11 protein-coding genes and 3 pseudogenes are annotated in these 17,238 nt (G+C 64.6%); 3 read left to right on the top strand and 11 right to left on the bottom strand.

What is annotated here, in order from left to right:
- Positions 1 to 250 precede the first annotated feature (250 nt).
- On the top strand, positions 251 to 1,000 hold the full coding sequence (locus tag AAF143_RS08180; RefSeq protein ID WP_255008066.1) for a SapC family protein: 750 nt from the start codon (positions 251 to 253) through the stop codon (positions 998 to 1,000).
- A gap of 1,437 nt (positions 1,001 to 2,437) precedes the next feature.
- A pseudogene (locus AAF143_RS08175) lies at positions 2,438 to 3,173 on the top strand (MBL fold metallo-hydrolase).
- Here AAF143_RS08175 and AAF143_RS08170 read toward each other — a convergent pair.
- The 10 genes and pseudogenes from AAF143_RS08170 to nadC all read right to left on the bottom strand — a co-directional run bounded on the left by AAF143_RS08170 (position 3,139) and on the right by nadC (position 14,805).
- On the bottom strand, positions 3,139 to 4,299 hold the full coding sequence (locus tag AAF143_RS08170) for a pyridoxal phosphate-dependent aminotransferase (protein ID WP_255008064.1): 1,161 nt from the start codon (positions 4,297 to 4,299) through the stop codon (positions 3,139 to 3,141). The pseudogene AAF143_RS08175 and the gene AAF143_RS08170 sit on opposite strands and share 35 nt — an antisense overlap.
- Positions 4,299 to 6,109, bottom strand: a pseudogene (argS, locus tag AAF143_RS08165) (arginine--tRNA ligase). The gene AAF143_RS08170 and the pseudogene argS overlap by 1 nt, the downstream one beginning before the upstream one ends.
- 56 nt (positions 6,110 to 6,165) lie before the next feature.
- Positions 6,166 to 6,300, bottom strand: coding sequence for a hypothetical protein (locus AAF143_RS08160; protein ID WP_414026768.1), 135 nt, complete (start codon positions 6,298 to 6,300; stop codon positions 6,166 to 6,168).
- A 53-nt stretch (positions 6,301 to 6,353) separates the two neighbouring features.
- Complete coding sequence (locus AAF143_RS08155; protein ID WP_414026767.1) at positions 6,354 to 8,351, bottom strand: protein kinase domain-containing protein; 1,998 nt, start codon at positions 8,349 to 8,351, stop codon at positions 6,354 to 6,356.
- Complete coding sequence (locus tag AAF143_RS08150) at positions 8,348 to 9,265, bottom strand: phosphate/phosphite/phosphonate ABC transporter substrate-binding protein (protein ID WP_255008059.1); 918 nt, start codon at positions 9,263 to 9,265, stop codon at positions 8,348 to 8,350. The genes AAF143_RS08155 and AAF143_RS08150 overlap by 4 nt, the downstream gene beginning before the upstream one ends.
- A complete protein-coding gene (locus tag AAF143_RS08145) occupies positions 9,265 to 10,200 on the bottom strand; it encodes a DUF3365 domain-containing protein (protein WP_261358902.1) in 936 nt (311 codons plus the stop codon). The genes AAF143_RS08150 and AAF143_RS08145 overlap by 1 nt, the downstream gene beginning before the upstream one ends.
- Before the next feature lie 1,068 nt (positions 10,201 to 11,268).
- Complete coding sequence (grrM, locus tag AAF143_RS08140; protein WP_255008055.1) at positions 11,269 to 12,453, bottom strand: cyclophane-forming radical SAM/SPASM peptide maturase GrrM/OscB; 1,185 nt, start codon at positions 12,451 to 12,453, stop codon at positions 11,269 to 11,271.
- The gene (gene grrA / locus AAF143_RS08135) at positions 12,450 to 12,896 is read right to left on the bottom strand and encodes a GrrA/OscA1 family cyclophane-containing rSAM-modified RiPP (protein WP_255008053.1); all 447 of its coding nucleotides are present in this window, start codon (positions 12,894 to 12,896) and stop codon (positions 12,450 to 12,452) included. The genes grrM and grrA overlap by 4 nt, the downstream gene beginning before the upstream one ends.
- Positions 12,805 to 13,911: an extracellular substrate binding-like orphan protein GrrP gene (gene grrP, locus AAF143_RS08130; protein WP_414026766.1), complete on the bottom strand. Its 1,107-nt coding sequence runs from the start codon at positions 13,909 to 13,911 to the stop codon at positions 12,805 to 12,807. The genes grrA and grrP overlap by 92 nt, the downstream gene beginning before the upstream one ends.
- 24 nt (positions 13,912 to 13,935) lie before the next feature.
- Complete coding sequence (nadC, locus tag AAF143_RS08125) at positions 13,936 to 14,805, bottom strand: carboxylating nicotinate-nucleotide diphosphorylase (protein ID WP_255008048.1); 870 nt, start codon at positions 14,803 to 14,805, stop codon at positions 13,936 to 13,938.
- Between the two features lie 100 nt (positions 14,806 to 14,905).
- Here nadC and AAF143_RS08120 point away from each other — a divergent pair, with 100 nt between their 5' ends.
- A complete protein-coding gene (locus AAF143_RS08120; protein ID WP_255008046.1) occupies positions 14,906 to 15,772 on the top strand; it encodes a dienelactone hydrolase family protein in 867 nt (288 codons plus the stop codon).
- Positions 15,773 to 15,776: 4 nt separating this feature from the next.
- Here the strand turns inward: AAF143_RS08120 and mnmE are convergent.
- A pseudogene (gene mnmE / locus AAF143_RS08115) lies at positions 15,777 to 17,156 on the bottom strand (tRNA uridine-5-carboxymethylaminomethyl(34) synthesis GTPase MnmE).
- Positions 17,157 to 17,238: the final 82 nt, after the last annotated feature.

The following is a 17,238-nucleotide window of genomic DNA, read 5'->3' as shown; positions in this document are numbered from 1 at the left end:
CCAGACTCCTATATCGCTGTCAGCCAAGCAGCTTTCCTATCCGTCAGCGAGACAAGCCTGAGCCCAGAAACTCCGTACACTCCTCCCATGCAGCGGATGCTTGAGCACAGCTTGATGGCCGCATGCATCATGCCCGACTTCAACTCTGCTCGCTCATCAAGGTCAGGTCAGACAACACAACGGATCAAAAATCCAGGCCAAGCTCCCTGCGACCACGCCGGGTTAAGATGATTAAGTTAAAGAGATTTTTATGGCCACCCAGCTCCTCTTCTACAACGAAATCATTCCCCTGTCGGCCGAACGCCACAAGGACTGGCACATCAGCCCGGTGAAGGACTATTCCTTCACCGAGTCGACCAACGCTGTGCCGCTGATGGCCATTGAGTTTCTCAATGCTGCTGGCGACTACCCGATCGTCTTTGTCGGCGAGGACGAAGTCATGCCTGTGATACTGCTCGGCATGCAGCAATCAGAAAATCTATACTTGTCTCCCGAGGGAAACTGGGAGGGCAAGTATGTCCCCGCCTTCATTCGCCGCTACCCCTTCGTCTTGTCCCAAGCGGACGATCAAGAGAAAGCCTATCTTTGCATTGATGAAAGCTACCCCGGATTCAACCAAAGCCAAGAGGGCATTGCCCTGATCGGTGACGACGGCAAAGCAAGCGAATACATCGACGGTATCTTGCGCTTCTTAAGTCAGTTTCAAGCTGAGTACCAGCGCACCAAAGTCATCTGCAAAAAACTGAAGGAGCTCAACTTGCTTGAACCCAAGCAGGCTGAAGCCAAGCTCCCCAATGGTCAGACGAAAGCCATCAACGGCTTCTACACCGTCGAGCGCTCGAGGGTGCTGACCCTCTCCTCAGAGGCCCTGCTGGAATTGGTGCGCTCTGGGGTTTACGAGATGATCTGTCATCACCTTGCCTCCCTGCGTAATTTCAACACGCTCGGCAACCTGGGCGGGGCCCAATCGACCACTTCTGATCAGCTTCTGCCTGTTTAATTCCCGTATCCCGCTCCATGCGCCGATGGCCATCTGACGATGCAATCGGTCAGCTCGCCATCGGCCGATCAAGCCAATCCAGCCAACTGGGCAAGGCCTGGCCTTGGAAGGATTGAGCATGCCCCATGGGAGCGACTAACAAACAGCCATCATTCACACCAAGAGCTTCATACTCGTGCAATGCCGGCAGTCATAATGCTCTCAAAGCAACGACGGATTCCCTGATTTCTAGCACTTTGGGCCGCGATTGGTATCGAATTACAGGCGCTGCACGCACCCCTAACGACAAGTCAATCCTCAATCCACCGCTAGTAAATTACAATTCACAGTAAGCACTTGAAGCTAAATAGCATATAAAAGTCATCTACAATCTGGCCCTCATGTACAAGACGCCCATGGCGAATGACTGGGCCTTACCGAAGCAGACCGAGCACGTCCAAGAACTCATCAAGGTTGGAACCATAAATCCCCATGGAATCCTATAGCTCGCCAACCAAACAGAAGCCTGGAGTAAAAATATTGAACTCGATTGCCGCGAAGCAACAGGATAGTACGTCGGAAGATACTTAATGGATATAAATCCCCGGGGAAAGTTCTGCAAAATGGCATGAATTTGGGGCTCTGTCTATTTCAGGGAATGCGCTGACCACCTACCCACGAGACTCGGCCGGCTTCGTTCTCGATCGAATCCAAAGCCAATCTCCCATAACCTGAGAGGGAAGCAATACAGTTTCAAGCTACTTCGCTAGACTCAATGTCTACACGACACCAGGGCTCCAGGCTGAAAGCCATATCAACACAATCACGCAATATTTTTCGCAAAGTAGTCAAAGACAGCGGTCGGTGCCGCTCAGCGACCCATGCGAATAATTGCTAAATGGGCACGCGTTCAGCGATGCCCCGATTGATCATCCCTTGGGCACCGTGATGGCCATCGTCCCCATGGGCCCAATCATGTAGGGAAGATGAGCGGAGCGCGCCTGCCCATAACCTCCACGACTTCGATAACGCTTTTCTCTCTTCAGCGAACTGCTCGCGAAAGCATTCCACCATCTAAACGCATGGCTTTTCTCGAAAAGCTTGATTGCTGCTGATGCCTTGGCTCCATGGCTTTGTTTGGGATTATCGTCTGGGGAGCAAACTTTATCCCTTCAATACTGAATCCCCACGCGCATTGATCTCGAAAAGCATCGATCGTGCCGATCTGGACGTTCAGGTCTCCACCCTGCTGGCAACCGTGGCGATGCTCCTGTTCTGCGCCTCGTCCAGTCACCAAGCCAAGTCTCTCTCGACCACTCCACACCAACATCCCCGGACCAACCACAGCCGCGACCGGATCGCCGGCCTGAACTCAACCGGGGCAACGCTGCTAGGTTCGCGCCACCGCAGGCGTCAGCGGGCGCCCCACACCCCCATGGCCCTTCCCCCCTGTCCCTGCTGCGCCGGTGTGCGGGAGCCCTGGGCGGCAGCTCCCTGGCGGCGGCGGTGGCCTTCGGGGCCAGTTCTCTACCCGCCGCTGCCGAGCAGGGTGGCGGGGTGAACGTCACCAGCTACGGCCACAGTGCCCTGCTGATCCAGGGGGTGGCGCCACGGTGCTGATCAACCCCTTCAAGGCGGTGGCCTGCGCCGCCGGGCTGGCGGAACCACGCGTGCGCGCCGATGTGATCCTGGCCAGCAGCCGCCTGCTGGATGAGGGGGCGCCGGTGGCCAGCGGCAAGTTCCTGGTCAGCCCTGGCTCCTACAAGGTGGGGGGTCTGCGGATCGAGGGTGTTTCCTCGCCCCACGACCGCTTCGATGGCCGCCGCTTTGGCGCCTCCACCCTCTGGCGCTGGAAGCAGGGGGCCTGGAGATCGCCCACATCGGCGGCACCGCCGCCCCACTCAGGCCCGAAGACAAGGTGCTCCTGGGCCGCCCCGACCTGCTGATCATCGGCGTCGGCGGCGGAGCGAAGGTGTACGACGGCGCCGAGGCGGCGGCGGTGGTCAAGGAGTTGCAACCGCGCCGGGTGATCCCCGTGCAGTACGTGAGCGGCAAGACCCCGGCCGACTGCGACCAGGGCAGTGTCGAGCCCTTCCTGCAGGCCCTGGCGGGCACGCCCGTGAAGCGCGTCGGCCGCTCGGTGAGCCTACCGGGCAAGCTCAGCGACGCCACCCAGGTGCTGGTGCTGCGCTGAGCCCATCGATCGCGGCATAGGCCGCCCAGAAGCGCTGCATCTGCTCAAGGGTGCCGAGGCTCACCCGCAGGGAGCCATCAATGAGGGGCTTGCCCGCCATCGAGCGCACCAGGATGCCGGCCTGGCGCAGCCGCTCCTCCACCCGGGCCGCTGGGGCCGTGGGCCAGATCAACAGGTAGTTGCCGCCGTCGGCGTGGTGCCGCACCCCGACCCGATTCAGTTGCTGCACCAACCAATCGCGGGCCCGCAGCACCTCGGCCACGTAGGCGTCCACGTAGGCCGAATCCGCCAGGGCCGCCCGGGCGGCGGTGACCGCAAAGCTGTTGATGTCGTAGGGGCCTGTGACGCGGCTGACCCGATCCACCACCCCGGCGGCTCCGATCGCGAAACCGATGCGCAACCCGGCCAGACCAGCGGTTTTGGCCAGGGAGCGCAGCACCAGCAGATTGGGCACTGCCGCGAAGGGATCACCGCCAACACCTGCCGCCCGCAGCAGCGGCGGCAGCACGCTGTCACCGGTGAAGGCCTCATAGAGCTCATCCACCACCACCAGGGTGCCCGGCGCTGAGCGCGCCAGCTCCAGGATCCGCTCCGGCGCCAATCGGGTGCCGGTGGGGTTGTTGGGGTTGCAGATCAGCAGCAGCCGGGGCCCGGCCGCCAGGGCCAGCTGGATCGCCTCCAGGGGGAAGGTGAAGGCGGGTCCCTCGTAGGGGATCGCCTCGATCGCCATGCCCTGCATGCGGGCGCAGGGGCTGTAATAGCCGAAGGTGGGGCTGGTGGTGAGCAGTGTGTCGCCCGGGGCGCCGTAGGCGTGAAACAGGGCGTGGATGGCGGCGTCAGCGCCGTTGAACAGGCCCACCTGGGCGGGCATGAGGCCTCCCGCTGGCGACGGCTCCGCCGGCAACCCAGCTTCTGAGTTCAGCGAAGCCACCACCGCCTCCCGCAGGCCGTCGTACTCCGGGTAGATGGCGTAGTGATCGGCGGGGATGGCGCGGATCGCCTCCACCACCGCCGGGCTGGGGCCCACCGTGTTCTCGTTGAAATCCAGCCGCAGCAACCCCCGGCGCCCCTCCAGCGGGGCGCTGTAGGCCGTGAGCGATTCCACCTCGGGGCGCGCGTTCACCATCACATCCGATCGAGGGTAGGGATGCCCAGCAGGCCGAGGCCCAGTCTGAGCGTGTCGGCGGTGAGGCGGCAGAGGGCCAGGCGCGAGCTGCGGGCGGGCCCATCGGCCTTGAGCACAGGCACCTGGTCGTAGAAGCGGTTGAAGATCTGCGAGAGCTCAAACAGGTAGGCGCAGAGTCGGTTCGGCAGCAGCTCCTCCTCCACCTCCGCGATCACGGCATCGAACTGCAGCAGCTGGCGGGCCAGGGCCCATTCCTGGGGCTGATCGAACACCAGAGGTTCCAACGCCGCGGCCTCCAGGGCGCCACCCTTGCGGGCGATGCCCTGGATGCGCACAAAGGCGTAGAGCAGGTAGGGGGCCGTGTTGCCCTGGAGGGCCAGCATGCGATCGAAGCTGAACTGGTAGTTGGTGCCGCGGTTGGTGCTCAGGTCGGCGTACTTCACCGCCGCATGGCCCACGGTGGTGGCCCCATGGGCGATGAAGGCCTCGTCCTCGCTGCGGCCCTCCTCCGCCAGACGCCGGCGCAGGTCGGCCTCAGCACGCTCCACCGCCTCATCCAGGAGGTCCTTGAGCCGCACGGTGTCACCGGAGCGGGTCTTGAGTTTCTTGCCGTCCTCGCCCTGCACCAGCCCGAAGGGCACGTGCTCCAGCCGGCCACCTTCAGGGATCCAGCCGGCCCGACCCGCCACCTGGAACACGGCGGCGAAGTGGCTGGCCTGGCCCGCATCGGTCACGTAGATCACCCGGCCGGCGCCATCGCCCTCTGGGGGAGCGGCGAAGCGGTAGCGAATCGCCGCCAGGTCGGTGGTGGCGTAGTTGAAGCCGCCATCGCTCTTGCGCACGATCAGGGGCAACGGACCGCCGTCCTTGCCCTTCACCCCTTCGAGGAACACGCAACCGGCGCCGTCGTCGATCACCAGCAACCCGGTGGCCTCCAGATCGGCCACCACAGCCGCCAGATAGGGGTTGTAGAACGATTCGCCGCGCTCGCTCAACTGGATGTCGAGGCGGTCGTAGATCTGCTGGAACTCTCGCCGCGACTGCTCGCACAGCAGTCCCCAGGCCTTGAGCGACACCGCATCGCCCCCTGCAACTTCACCACCTCCTCGCGGGCGGTGGTCTGGAAGGCCGGGTCGTCGTCGAAGCGCGCCTTGGCCTCGCGGTAAAAGGTCACCAGATCCCCCAGGTCGACCGCATCAGCGGTGATGAGCGTTTCGGGGGCCACCTGCTTGAGGTGGGTGATCAACATGCCGAACTGGGTGCCCCAGTCGCCCACGTGGTTGAGGCGGAGCACCGGATGGCCGCGAAACTCCAGCACCCGGGCCAGGGCATCACCGATGATCGTGGAGCGCAGGTGCCCCACGTGCATCTCCTTGGCGATGTTGGGGCTGGAGAAATCAACGATCACCGGCGCCAGGGCTGCCCCCTGCGGAGCCTGGGCCCGCCCCACGCCCAGCCGGGGATCCCCCAGCCGCGCCGCCAGCTCCGCCGCCAGCCGCTCGGGCCGCAGGGTGAGGTTGATGAAGCCGGGGCCGGCGATCTCGGGCTCTTGGCAGAGCTCGGTGAAGGCGGCATCGGCCTTCAACTGCTCAACGATGGCCGTGGCAATGGCACGGGGGCTCTGGCCCAGGCCCTTGGCCAGGGCAAGGGCCCCATTGGCCTGGAAATCGCCGAATTCAGGCTTGCTGGCGGGGGCCAACTGGGGGTCCAGGAGATTCCCCGCCGCCGCCGCCCTCTCCGCCGCCTCGGGATAGGCCCGCTCGATCGCCTCCTGCAGCTGGTGGGTCAGCGTCTGGGCGATGCGCAGCATGGAGGGAGGGAGCCGAAGCGGCCTGGGGCGTTGCCTGCGATCATCCCGCGCCGCCCTCAGACAGCCCGCTCAGGCGGTCGGGGGGCGCTGCAGTCGTGTTGGAGGCGGCTGATCACCTGAGCCTCCACGGCGAAGTCCTGCAGCAGGCTGACGCAGGCCTTCACCCGTTCCGCGACGGGAAGGTCACGCACTTGCTCGAGAATCTGCTCGCCAATGGGTCCTACGGCCTTGAGCAGGGCTTGCCTCAGGACGGCATCGTCGGGTCCTCCTGGTGGCTCCACTTCAACTTGAGGAGTGATCGGCCCATTGACGTCAACGACTTCAGTTGTGGGACGCGAGGCCAGGGGGTTGGGACGGGGGCCTGCCGTTCTCTGAGCTGACGCGCCACTTCCAGCAATTCTTGAATGGCCTCATCCTGGAGGTGGTTGCCTGACAGGGTGGCAGAGACAGTCTGATCACCAAGCATCAATTTGGCGATGAGTTCCGGTGTGAGCAGCAGATCGGCGACAGGCCCAATCGAACGGCGCAGAACGGACAGCAAAATTTCCCTCTCTCGCTCGCAAACGCCAGCAACAGATTCCGCAGAAACCGTTGCGGTTGGTGCTGTTGGTGCAGGCACCGGGCGAATGGAAGCGGCAGCCAAAGCCGGCTCAATGTCCTCGGCACGCATGCCGCAGTCCTCCAGCTTGGTGCGCAGGGTCGCCTCACGTGAAAACGGAATGACCGAGGGCCAGCTGTCCAGGAGCAACTGAACGACCGGTCCGTAGGTCCTGGCAAGAGCGGCCACCAGCCTGGATTTCTCGATCACACCCTGTTGAGCTGAATCGGCAGCCTCGATCACAACCTGCTGCGGTGGATGGGCAGGCTCAATCAGTGCGGATTGCGGTCGGTCGAGACGTTGCAGGGCATCGGCCGCGGAGTGGATGCGGCGCCCAGGTGACTCCTCAAGCAGCGGCGAAAGCCATGCCATCACTTCCGGGTCGAGATCGCCGCAGTTCCAGCCGCCGATATCCTGGTCGTACAGCTCTCCCGGCGGCCGGCCGCTGTAAAGAGCCAGTGCGGTCACACCGAGTCCGTAAAGATCAACTCCTGCCCAGATCCGCCCGAAACGGATCAGCTCTGGTGGGCTGAAGAACGAACGAGAAGTGACGCCTGCGGCTTGTGCTTGTTCGGTCTCCCCAGAAGGGAATGATTCTGGAGTGGGGAGGATGAAGGAGGAACTCCCCGCCCTGGACTTGATCAGCGAGAAATCCACCACGAACAGCTGCCCCGAGTCCGCGTCTGGGATCAGGTTGGCGGGGTGGAGATCACCGTGCAGGATCCCGGCCGAGTGGGTGACTTCCAGAACTTCCAGAACCTGACGCAGCAGTTCAGAAAGACGCTGCTTCTTGCGCAGGTAGTCGAACGACCCATCCAGGGAGGGACCGGGAATCCATTCCTGCAAAAGGCAGTACTGGCCAGCACGAATGAAGCCGTCGAGTGAGCGGGGGATGCGGGGATGGCGCAACCGATCCAGGCAGGCGGCTTCCAATTCCATGGCGGCCAGCTGTTCCCGATCTCCAGGGAACAACTTGAGCACCGCATGCCGGTCCCTATTCGGATCCTTGACCAGATAGGTGCGGCTTCCGGGTGACCGCCCCAGGGAACGCTCCAGGTGGTAAGGAGAACCAGCCAGCACATTCTCAATGGTGTTCCCATCACGAGGCGCGACAGCCCGATCGCTGAGAAGCTGCTTCTCGGCGATGGAATAACACATCACCGGAGCAGGCAGGCCCGCCAGCGGGACCAGCCCCATCGACCGTGCCCGTTGACGGAACTCGCTGTCCACCATTTCATAGGTGGACTGCAAGAAAGCGACTCCGTTGGGCGGGGCGATCGTCTGAAGCCTGGAGGCCAGGTGCACTCCCTGGCCGATGATGTCATCGCCATTGGCATAGATCTCGCCCACGTGGATGCCGAAGCGGTGCTGCAAAGAATGCCCTCCTCGCTGGCCTACGAGTTGCTCTACGGCGTCTTGGACGAACTCGAGCGCCTGGGTGGGGGCATCGAACGTGGCCAGCACCCCATCGCCGAGCGACTTGACCAGATTGCCCCCATGGCTCTGGATGGCATCTTTGATCAAAGAGAGATCGGTCTTGATGTGCTGAACGGCAATCAGTTCATCGGCAAAGATCCGCTCCGAGGAGTCAACAACGTCGCTGAACAGGACGACCTTGAGCTGCCTGTCACTGCCGATGCTCATCGCCGAGCTCCGATCGGTCCGAAGACACGGTAGGGCTTGCCTTCTTCAGGAAGCTGCCACGACTCCACGTGGGTGACGATGGCGCGAAGTTCCTGCACGCGTTGCCCCTCCGGCGAGGGAGTGCCAGGAACATACCCGAGGCCCGAGGGAAAATCACGGGCTGAATCATCAAGGATGGCCAGAAGACCCGCCAGGCTCCCACTGGTGAGCTCCTGCTTGACCACCATCGAGCCCATCGGGATGGCATGGGTGTCGGTCACGATCCTTCGCACCGGCGGAGTGGGTTCGGGCCGGGCCTCGTCCCAGGCAATCGCGTCGACGCGACCGGAGGCCAGCATCTGCAGCAGGCTTGAATAATCGAGGGCGTAGACAACCTCAGAGAGCTGCAATCCATGCAGGTTGTAGAGCGGTAAATAGAAGCCCGTGAGGGAACCACGCGGTAACAGGCCGAGCCGTGCTCCCTTGAGCTGGACACGGCTACGGATCTCACCCTGCTGAGGAACCACGATCGACGAGCGCGACTCCCGCGTTGTCCCGAGGGTACGAATCGGAACGTAGGGAGGCTTCAGCTCCAGGGCGAACGCCATCAGGCCAGGCGGCAGAAACGCCAGATCCCAGGCCTGGGCAGAGAGACGGCTCCTCGCCAGATCCGGACTCCGGACCGGCTCCATCTGGACCTCGCAGCGACTGGCTGCCGTGAGCTGATCCTTGAGCTCGAAAGCCTGGGCCTGGTCCAGCAGGCCCTCCTTCGCGTCGGCGGCTCCCTCAATGACACCTACGACCCCGACCCTCAGCTCGCCGGAGGCTCCACAAAAAGGAGGACCAGCCCCGGGTTGACCGGAGCATCCCGCCAGAAAGAGCCCTATGAGAACGGCGACGGCTGTGACAGTGTTCCTCACGGAGCGAGAGGGCATCAGAGTTGCTTACGGTCCTTGATCATCTGCATGGAGATCGTCAGGCTCTGCTTCATGCGCTCGAAACTGCGAGCCAGTAAACCAATTTCATCACCACGGGACTTTTCCTCAAAACTGACACTGGAGGGAGTCACACTGGCCTGATCGGCTTTGAGGCTGATCGCCCGCATCGGGCGCAGGATCAGTTGATTGAGAACCGCATTGGTGACAACTCCAACAACGGACAAGGAACCAACCAGCAGGCCTGCGGTGATCAGCAGTGAATGATTCTTGGCAGCGATCACGCTCTCAACCGGCACCGAGACGATCTGAGCCCCGACCACTTCGTTGAGTTTCCAGCCAAAACCATTCGTGGTGCCGTAGGCCAGGATCTGACTCTTGGGAGCACGGTCAGGCGTGGAGTGACAAGCCAAGCAACTTTGCTTGTTGACCATGATGGGCTTGGCCACGTAATGGAACGTCCCTAGACGCGTGGCACGGTCTCCAGACTGGATCTTGAGCGCTCCATTCGCACGAAACGACTCCACAAGCTTGGATTCAAAGGTGTCAGACTTGTCTTTGAGGTTGGTTGGGTTAAGAGTGGCTTCTCGATAGGAATATTGCTTGTATTCAGGCCGGGATTTCAGATATTCAAACACAGTATTGGCGGAATAACTTGGAACCGCTTCTGGACGGAAGACGCCTCCACCCTTGTTGAGAGGTGCCACAATCGGATTGACTTTCTGGCTGGTGTATTCACGCACAGCCAGCATGCTATCCATGAAAAAGTTTGACCTCTGGTCGATCAGCGATCGCGCCTGAATGCCGAAGAGATAGTTGAGAATCAGAACGGCAAGCAAAACTGACAGGGCGAAGATGCCCGCAAGTGTGTAAGCCAGCTGCGTGCGGAGCGGACGGGTGCCATCTCCGCTGAATAGTGAGGTGATCCGACGCAATCTCACAGCAGAACATAGCAATCATGCTTTGATCATACTGGCCTGAACCGGATTGACCATGCGGTTGGGCCAAGTCCGATTTCAGAACATCCCGAATGGGCAATTTAGTCGCATACGACGCCTCATCAACGCCTCCAGGCCCCAACAGACTTTCCGACGGGCGATTACGACCTCGAAGCTCATCGGGATGTCCCTCCTTCGGCTGGGGTGATCGGAGCGCTGGAGGAGATCAGATGGATCCCCATGGCAGCACAGCCGCGCATTACTTCAGACTGGACGCCTGAGGCTTCAAGCACAAGCCGACTGGGGAAAGCACTCCCTCTGCCGTCCGCCACGGGCCCAAGGGCCAGCGCCTGAGCCGCGGTTCACCGCCTCCAGCCGGCCTGGAGAGAGGTCAAGCCGGCTGGAGGCCCAGGTGGATGAACCCGCTCCGCAGTCGAAGGCGGCATTCTCGAGGACCCACAGCCCTGGGTCGTCGTTCGGGTCTCGGCGAACTTCATCCCAGTGCCTTCCCGCTGCCGAACCCGTGAGGAGGTCGCTGCGCTGGACCCTGGATCTCTGGGCTTCGCCCGATTGCCCGGACCCCGAAATGCTGATCCAGTTCAAATGAGAGCTTTCCCACCAGCCAAACCTGGCATGGAGGAACCCCTGAAATGCAAACGTCACAACCCGTGCCAATGGCTGCTCCGAAGGAGTCAAGCTTCTCAACCTTGGGCTGAACGTCGTTGATGTGTTCAGGCCCTTCAAGGCTCCGCAGCCACCCATCGGCGCTGACATCAGTTTATAGCGGAGAAGCAGACGAAGTCGGCCAGAGGCCATAGGCTACAAAAGTAAAATGCTTCAGAAGCTCGAGCAGAAAAAAGCAGACTTTTGCTGCAGGCTTCTCCTCAGGAGAAGCGATTAATCGCTGATGCGGAGCTCGATGGGGCCACGATTGAGGGCCTTGCCGAGGAAACTTCGAAGCCCGAAACGTCACCGCAGAGCTCATGAGCGGTCGCCAAAAATGTGCCGGTTGACATTTCTGATCAGCACAGAGCTGCGCCGAAAACTGTCGAAGTCAGCCAACCTTCAGGCCGAAAGCTCCAACATCTCCTCCAACCCAGCGAGCACCACATCGGCCGTGAGTTTGATCCGATAACGGCAGGCCTGGGTTTCACTGCAATCGAAGGTGCCGTGCTCCCAGTATTTGTTGCTGCCGGCGCCGCCCCCACAGAGGCCGAAATAGGCGCACTCGCTCTGGCAGCGGGCGAGGCCGGAGCGCATGTCCCGGTGGATGCGCTCGAACTTGGCGCTGGCCGCGATCGACACCAGGCTGTCGCTGAGCACATGGCCGAGCACGAAGTCGCCGTAGGTGTCGGTCTGAACCGCCAGCAGCTCCGGATCGAAGGTGGTCATCGAACCGCGGGCATCCACGTTCACGATCGCGAAGGGATGGGTCATGTCGGAGAGTTCCATCCGCGCATCCGCCGCCGCCAGGCTGCAGATGCCCTCGAACTCCCGCACCCGCATCAGCGCAGGGTTGTTCTGCTGCCAAAGCTCCCAGAACCGCTTCAAAAAGGCCTGGTAGGCCACCTCCGCATCGGGGCGGCTGAGGGTTGAAACGCGATTCTCACCCTCGGTTTCTTCCATGTTGAAGGCCACATCCGTGATGCCGTTGTCCACGAAGAAGGCGAACAACTCGTCGGCATGGCCCAAGGCCTCTTCGGTGATCACGCAGATCATCTGGAAGGGGATCTCCCGGCGCCGAAGCACCTCGATGCCCCGCAGGCTGGCGGCGTGGGTCCCCAGGCCGGTGCGCGTGCGCCGGTGGATGTCGTGGAGGAAGGCCGGCCCATCCATGCTCACCCCCACGGACATGCCGTTGCGCTCGAAGCAGTCGCACCAGGCGTCGTTGATCAAGGTGGCGTTGGTCTGCACCGACTGGTGGATCGACAGCGGCTCCCCCTCCCCCTGCCAGCGCTCCAGGGCGCTACGGATGCAGGCGCTGGCCTCGTCGTAGAAGGCGATTGGCACGGTGAGCGGTTCGCCCGCATGCCACAGCAGCGTGAAGTCACCGCCCACATAGGGGCTCTCCAGCACCCGCTCCAGGGCCGCCTCCAGGATCTCCAGGGGCAGGCGATGGCGGTCGTTGCGGTTGGGGAGGTAGCAGTAGTCGCAGTCGAGGTTGCAGTAGGGGGTGGGCTGGATCACCAGCAGTTGCAAGGGCCCGAACCCCTCCGGATTGCCTAGGGGCGGGGCGCCTGGCGGGGTCACCAGAAGTTGCGGAAGCCGCCGTTACGGAACCCGCCGTTGCCGAAGCCACCGTTGCGGAACCCGCCGTTGCCCCAGCCGCCGTTGCGGAAGCCGCCATTACCGAAGCCACCGTTGCGGAAGCCGCCATTGCCCCAGCCGACCCGGCGACCGCCGCCGTTCGCGAACACGAAGGCGAGGCGGCCATCTGGGGAGCTGGCGCGATCCTCAGGCCCCATGGGTTCAGGGGACTTCTCCCTCAGGGCCTGGGAGATGCGCCGCAGCCGGGCATCGATCGAGCCCGGAGCAGCTTCCAACGGGGAGGCACTGGCCGCCGGTGGGGACCCCTCACCGGCCAGCGTTGTGGCGCCAGCATCAGCCAACGAGGTGGCACCAGCACCAGCGGGGGCCAGGGCGGCCAGCAACAACAGAAAACCGAAAAGGCCGGAGCGGGAGAAGGTCGCCATCGGGTTGACGCGAGGAATGAAGAACGGAAGGGAGCGCGGGAGGGGTCCGCCGACAGGCGGAAGCGCTGCCATCAGCGGGAAGCGGCCGGGGAAGAGCCCCCAGGATGAAGCCTTCGCGGCTCAGCAGCACCGATTGAAAGAAGGCGCGGACGCGCTCGGTGGGCACGCTCAGCACACCCTTCGGACCGATCCAGGCATCCACGCTGGCCACGGCGTCGGGACGTCCCTCCAGGTAACCCTGGAACAGTCCGGCTATCGCCAGATTGACCACGTTCAGCAAGGTGGAATTGTTCTCGGGCACGATGCAACCCACCCCGTAACTCAGATAGGGCACCTGGGGCACGAGCGTCACGCCGCTGAGCCGGCGCTGCTGACGCAGCCCGGCGAGCACGATCGTGTCACCGAGAACACCGGCCACTTTGTTCTGCTCCAGGGCCGTCACGGCCTGAGCCAGGGTGGAAAAGCTGACCGCTTTGGCCTTGGGCTGCAGGCTCCCCAGGGCACCGGCGCCGATGGAGCCTTCCACGACGGCGATCGAGCGACCCGCCAGGGAGGCGGGGGAGCCATCGACGGCGCCGCTGCGGCTGAGCAGCCTCAGGCCGGAGAGGGCGATCGGGAGGGAGAAGTCCACCACCCTGTCCCGCTCCCAGCTGAACGGCACCCCGCAGGCCAGGCCCGCCTGGCCGCTGGCCACGGCCTCCACCATCGCGGCGGCGTTGTCGACGGGAACGAAGCGGATCTGCAGCTTGCTGCCCAGTTCGGCCTTGATCTGGCGATCAATGCGGCGGGCCAGATCGATGGCATAGCCCTCGGGTTCGCCCTTTGCCCCCAGCCGGATCAACGGTGGGATGTCGGAGGGACCGACCATCAGCACCTCGCCGCTCTTGGCCGCCCGCTCCAGCACGGTTTCGGCGGAGACCGGCGCCGGCGAGAGCGCCGTAAGCGGCAGCACGGCGCTCAAGGCTCCCAGGAGCAGGGCCCGGAAACGGCTAGGGGCAAAAGAACCCACGATCACGACCCAGACGGATTGAGCCGAAATCTAGGCCCGCTCGAAGCGCATGCTCAGATCGAGCCAGGGGCTGCGGGTGATCGGCGCGCTGGTGGAGATCAGATCAATGCCTGTGGCGGCATAGGCGCTGAGCCTTTCGGGGTCCACACCCGAGGCCTCCAGGACCACTGCCGGGGCGAGCGCCCGCAGGCGCGGTACCAGCTCCGCGAGGGCCTGGGGCGTGAACTCATCCAGCAGCACCGCATCGGCGCCGGCCCGCAGCGCCGCTTCGGCCTCGGCGGCGGTTTCGGCCTCGACGATCACCCGGGCCGGCCAGGGGGCCGAAGCCCTCACGGCCGCGATCGCGGCGGCCACCCCGCCGGCCCAGGCCAGGTGGTTTTCCTTGAGCATGGCGGCGTCATCGAGACCTTGGCGGTGGTTGTGGCCGCCGCCGCAACGCACGGCGTATTTCTCCAGGGTGCGCAGCCCCGGCGTGGTCTTGCGGGTGTCCACCAGGCGCACGCCGCTGCCCGCCAGCTGGGCCACCAGCACCGCCGTGGCGGTGGCGATCCCCGAGAGGCGCATGGCCAGGTTCAGGGCCGTGCGCTCCCCCGCCACCAGGGCCGTCGCTGGGCCTTCCAGCTCCAGCAGGCGCGTCCCCGGCTCCACCAGCACGCCATCGGCCACAAGAAGCTCCACCCGCACAGCCGGATCCAGCAGCTTGAACAGGGGCTCCACCAGCACGCCGCCGCAGAAGCGGCCGCCTTGCTTGGCGATCCAGGCGGCCTGGCCCCGGGCCCCCATCAGGGCGGGCGCCGTCAGATCGCCACGGCCGATGTCTTCGGCCAGCCAGCCCCTCAAGCGCTCACTCAGACCTGGATCGGCGAGCAGGCTGGCGTGGGGGGCGGGACCTGGGGGCATGGGTAGGCGCGGCACCGCCGCAAACCAGAGGCGCGGGGCTGGGGTGGAAAGAATTGTCGACCAGAGTGGCCTGGAACCAACCCCAGCCCCCAGCAGCTCCATGGGAACCCGATCGAATGATCCCGCATCGACCCTCAGCCTGCGGCGCCGGGAGCTGTTGCTGGGGGGCCTGGCCACTGGTTTCGCCATCGCCGCCGGGCCGACCATGGCGGCCACGATCACCACACCCGCCGATGGGCTGCTCGCCGGCTTCGTGAGCGTGCCGGCGGCTGATCGCTCGATTCCCGCCTACCGCGCCCAGCCCGCCAAGGGCAGCCGCCATCCGGTGGTGCTGGTGGTGCAGGAGATCTTCGGGGTGCACGCCCACATCCAGGACGTCTGCCGGCGCCTGGCCAAACTCGGTTACCTGGCGATCGCCCCCAGCCTGTTTGAGCGCCAGGGGGATGTGAGCCAGCTGCCCGACATCCCATCCATCCTGCCGGTGGTGGCCCAGGTGCCGGATGCCCAGGTGCTCTCCGATCTCGATGCCACGGTGGCCTGGGCCGCGGGCCATGGGGGCGACACCAGCCGGCTGGGGATCACGGGCTTCTGCTGGGGTGGACGCATCACCTGGCTCTACGCCGCCCACAACCCCAAGCTCAAGGCCGGTGTGGCCTGGTACGGCCGCCTGGTGGGCACCGCCACGCCGCTGCAGCCCCGCTTCCCGATCGATCTGGCGGGAAAGCTGAAGGCACCGGTGCTGGGCCTCTATGCCGGCGCCGATGAGGGCATCCCACTGGAGTCGGTGCAGCGCATGCAGGCGGCGCTCAAGGCGGCCGGCAACCGCAGTGAGATCCAGGTGTTCCCGGGCGTGCCCCACGGCTTCCACGCCGATTACCGCCCCACCTTCCTGGCCGAAGCGGCGGCGGCGGGCTGGAAGCGGCTGCAGGCCTGGTTCAAGGCCCACGGGGTGGCACCGGCGGGCTGAGGCTTCATTTGCCGATGCAGAAGCGGGAAAAAATCCGATCGAGCACGGCTTCATTCACCTCCTCGCCGGTGATCGCCCCCAGGCTGCGCACCGCCTGGCGCAGGTCAATGGTCCAGAAGTCCCAGGGGAGGTCCTGATCAGCGGCCTCCAGGGATCGGCCCAGGGCGATGGAGGCCTCGGCGGCCAGATCCCGCTGGCGCTGGTTGAGGGCCACTTCCAACCCTGATCCAAGCGTCGCGCCGCATCGAGCCAGCAGCGCCGTCGCCAGGGCGCCCAGCCCCTCGCCCGCCAGGGCGCTGATTGCCAGATCCGCCGGGCCGGCGACCCCACCCCCAGCGGCCGCATCTGGCTGGACCGCATCCAGCTTGTTGCCCACCACCAGCAAGGGCACCCCTCGGGCACCAGCGCCCGCAGGGCCCCATCAGCCTCGCCCCAACCTGCCGACAGGTCGAAGAGCAGCAACACGGCATCGGCGCTCGCCAGGGCCGAGCGGCTGCGTTCGATCCCCCGGCGCTCCACCGGGTCGTCGGTGGGGCGGATACCGGCCGTGTCGAGCAGGGTGATCGGCACCCCCTGGAGCACCAGTTCGCTCTCCACCAGGTCGCGGGTGGTGCCGGGCAGCTCGGTGACGATCGCCCGTTCGCTGCCGCTGAGGGCATTGAGCAGGCTGGATTTGCCCACGTTCGGGCGACCGATGATCGCCACCTTCAACCCCTCCCGCAGCACCCGGCCCTGGGCGGCCTCGGCCACCAGCGCGGCGAGTTCCCCCTCACAGACTCCAGTTCCGCCACCACGGCGCCGCCCTCAAGGGGGGCAGATCCTCTTCGAAATCGACGCGGGCCTCCAGCTCCGCCAATTGATCCAGCAGCCGGAAGCGCAGGGCGCCGATGCGCCGCTCCAGGCCGCCATCGAGGCCCGCCATCGCCAGTTGGGCCGCCCGGCGGCTGCGGGCGGTGATCAGCTCACTGAGCGCCTCGGCGCGGGTGAGGTCCAGGCGGCCGTTGAGGAAGGCCCGCTGGCTGAACTCCCCAGGCAGGGCACGCCGGGCCCCCGCCGCGAGCACCTGCTCCAGCACCCGGCCGACGGCCACCACCCCTCCATGGCAGTGGAACTCCACCACGTCCTCGCGGGTGAAGCTGCGGGGGGCGCGCATCAGCAGCAGCAGCGCCTCATCGAGGCGCTCACCGCTGCCGGGATCGATCACATGGCCGTAGAGCACCCGATGGCTCTCCCAGGCCTGGTCCCCAGGGGCCAGGAACAACCGGCGGGCGATCGGCTCAGCCCCAGCCCCGGAGACCCGCACGATCGCGACGCTGCCTACCCCCGGCGCCACGGCGGTGGCAACCGCAGCGATCGTGTCGGTGGCGCCGCCGCCGCTGGCGATGGTGTCCTCGCTCTTCAAGGGGGCGTCCGCCGCACAACCCCCAGTGTCGGCTGGCGTCATCGCCGACGGCAGCCCCTCAGCC

Source organism: Cyanobium sp. ATX-6F1, from assembly GCF_047395825.1.
GTDB lineage: Bacteria > Cyanobacteriota > Cyanobacteriia > PCC-6307 > Cyanobiaceae > ATX-6F1.
This window is presented reverse-complemented; position numbering and strand designations above follow the sequence as displayed.

Coding starts and splice junctions, on each gene's coding strand:
- AAF143_RS08180 (WP_255008066.1), top strand. CDS start 251: ATGGCCACCCAGCTCCTCTTCTACAACGAAATCATTCCCCTGTCGGCC.
- AAF143_RS08170 (WP_255008064.1), bottom strand. CDS start 4,299: ATGGTGAACGCGCGCCCCGAGGTGGAATCGCTCACGGCCTACAGCGCC.
- AAF143_RS08155 (WP_414026767.1), bottom strand. CDS start 8,351: ATGAGCATCGGCAGTGACAGGCAGCTCAAGGTCGTCCTGTTCAGCGAC.
- AAF143_RS08150 (WP_255008059.1), bottom strand. CDS start 9,265: ATGCCCTCTCGCTCCGTGAGGAACACTGTCACAGCCGTCGCCGTTCTC.
- grrA (WP_255008053.1), bottom strand. CDS start 12,896: ATGGCGACCTTCTCCCGCTCCGGCCTTTTCGGTTTTCTGTTGTTGCTG.
- nadC (WP_255008048.1), bottom strand. CDS start 14,805: ATGCCCCCAGGTCCCGCCCCCCACGCCAGCCTGCTCGCCGATCCAGGT.
- AAF143_RS08120 (WP_255008046.1), top strand. CDS start 14,906: ATGGGAACCCGATCGAATGATCCCGCATCGACCCTCAGCCTGCGGCGC.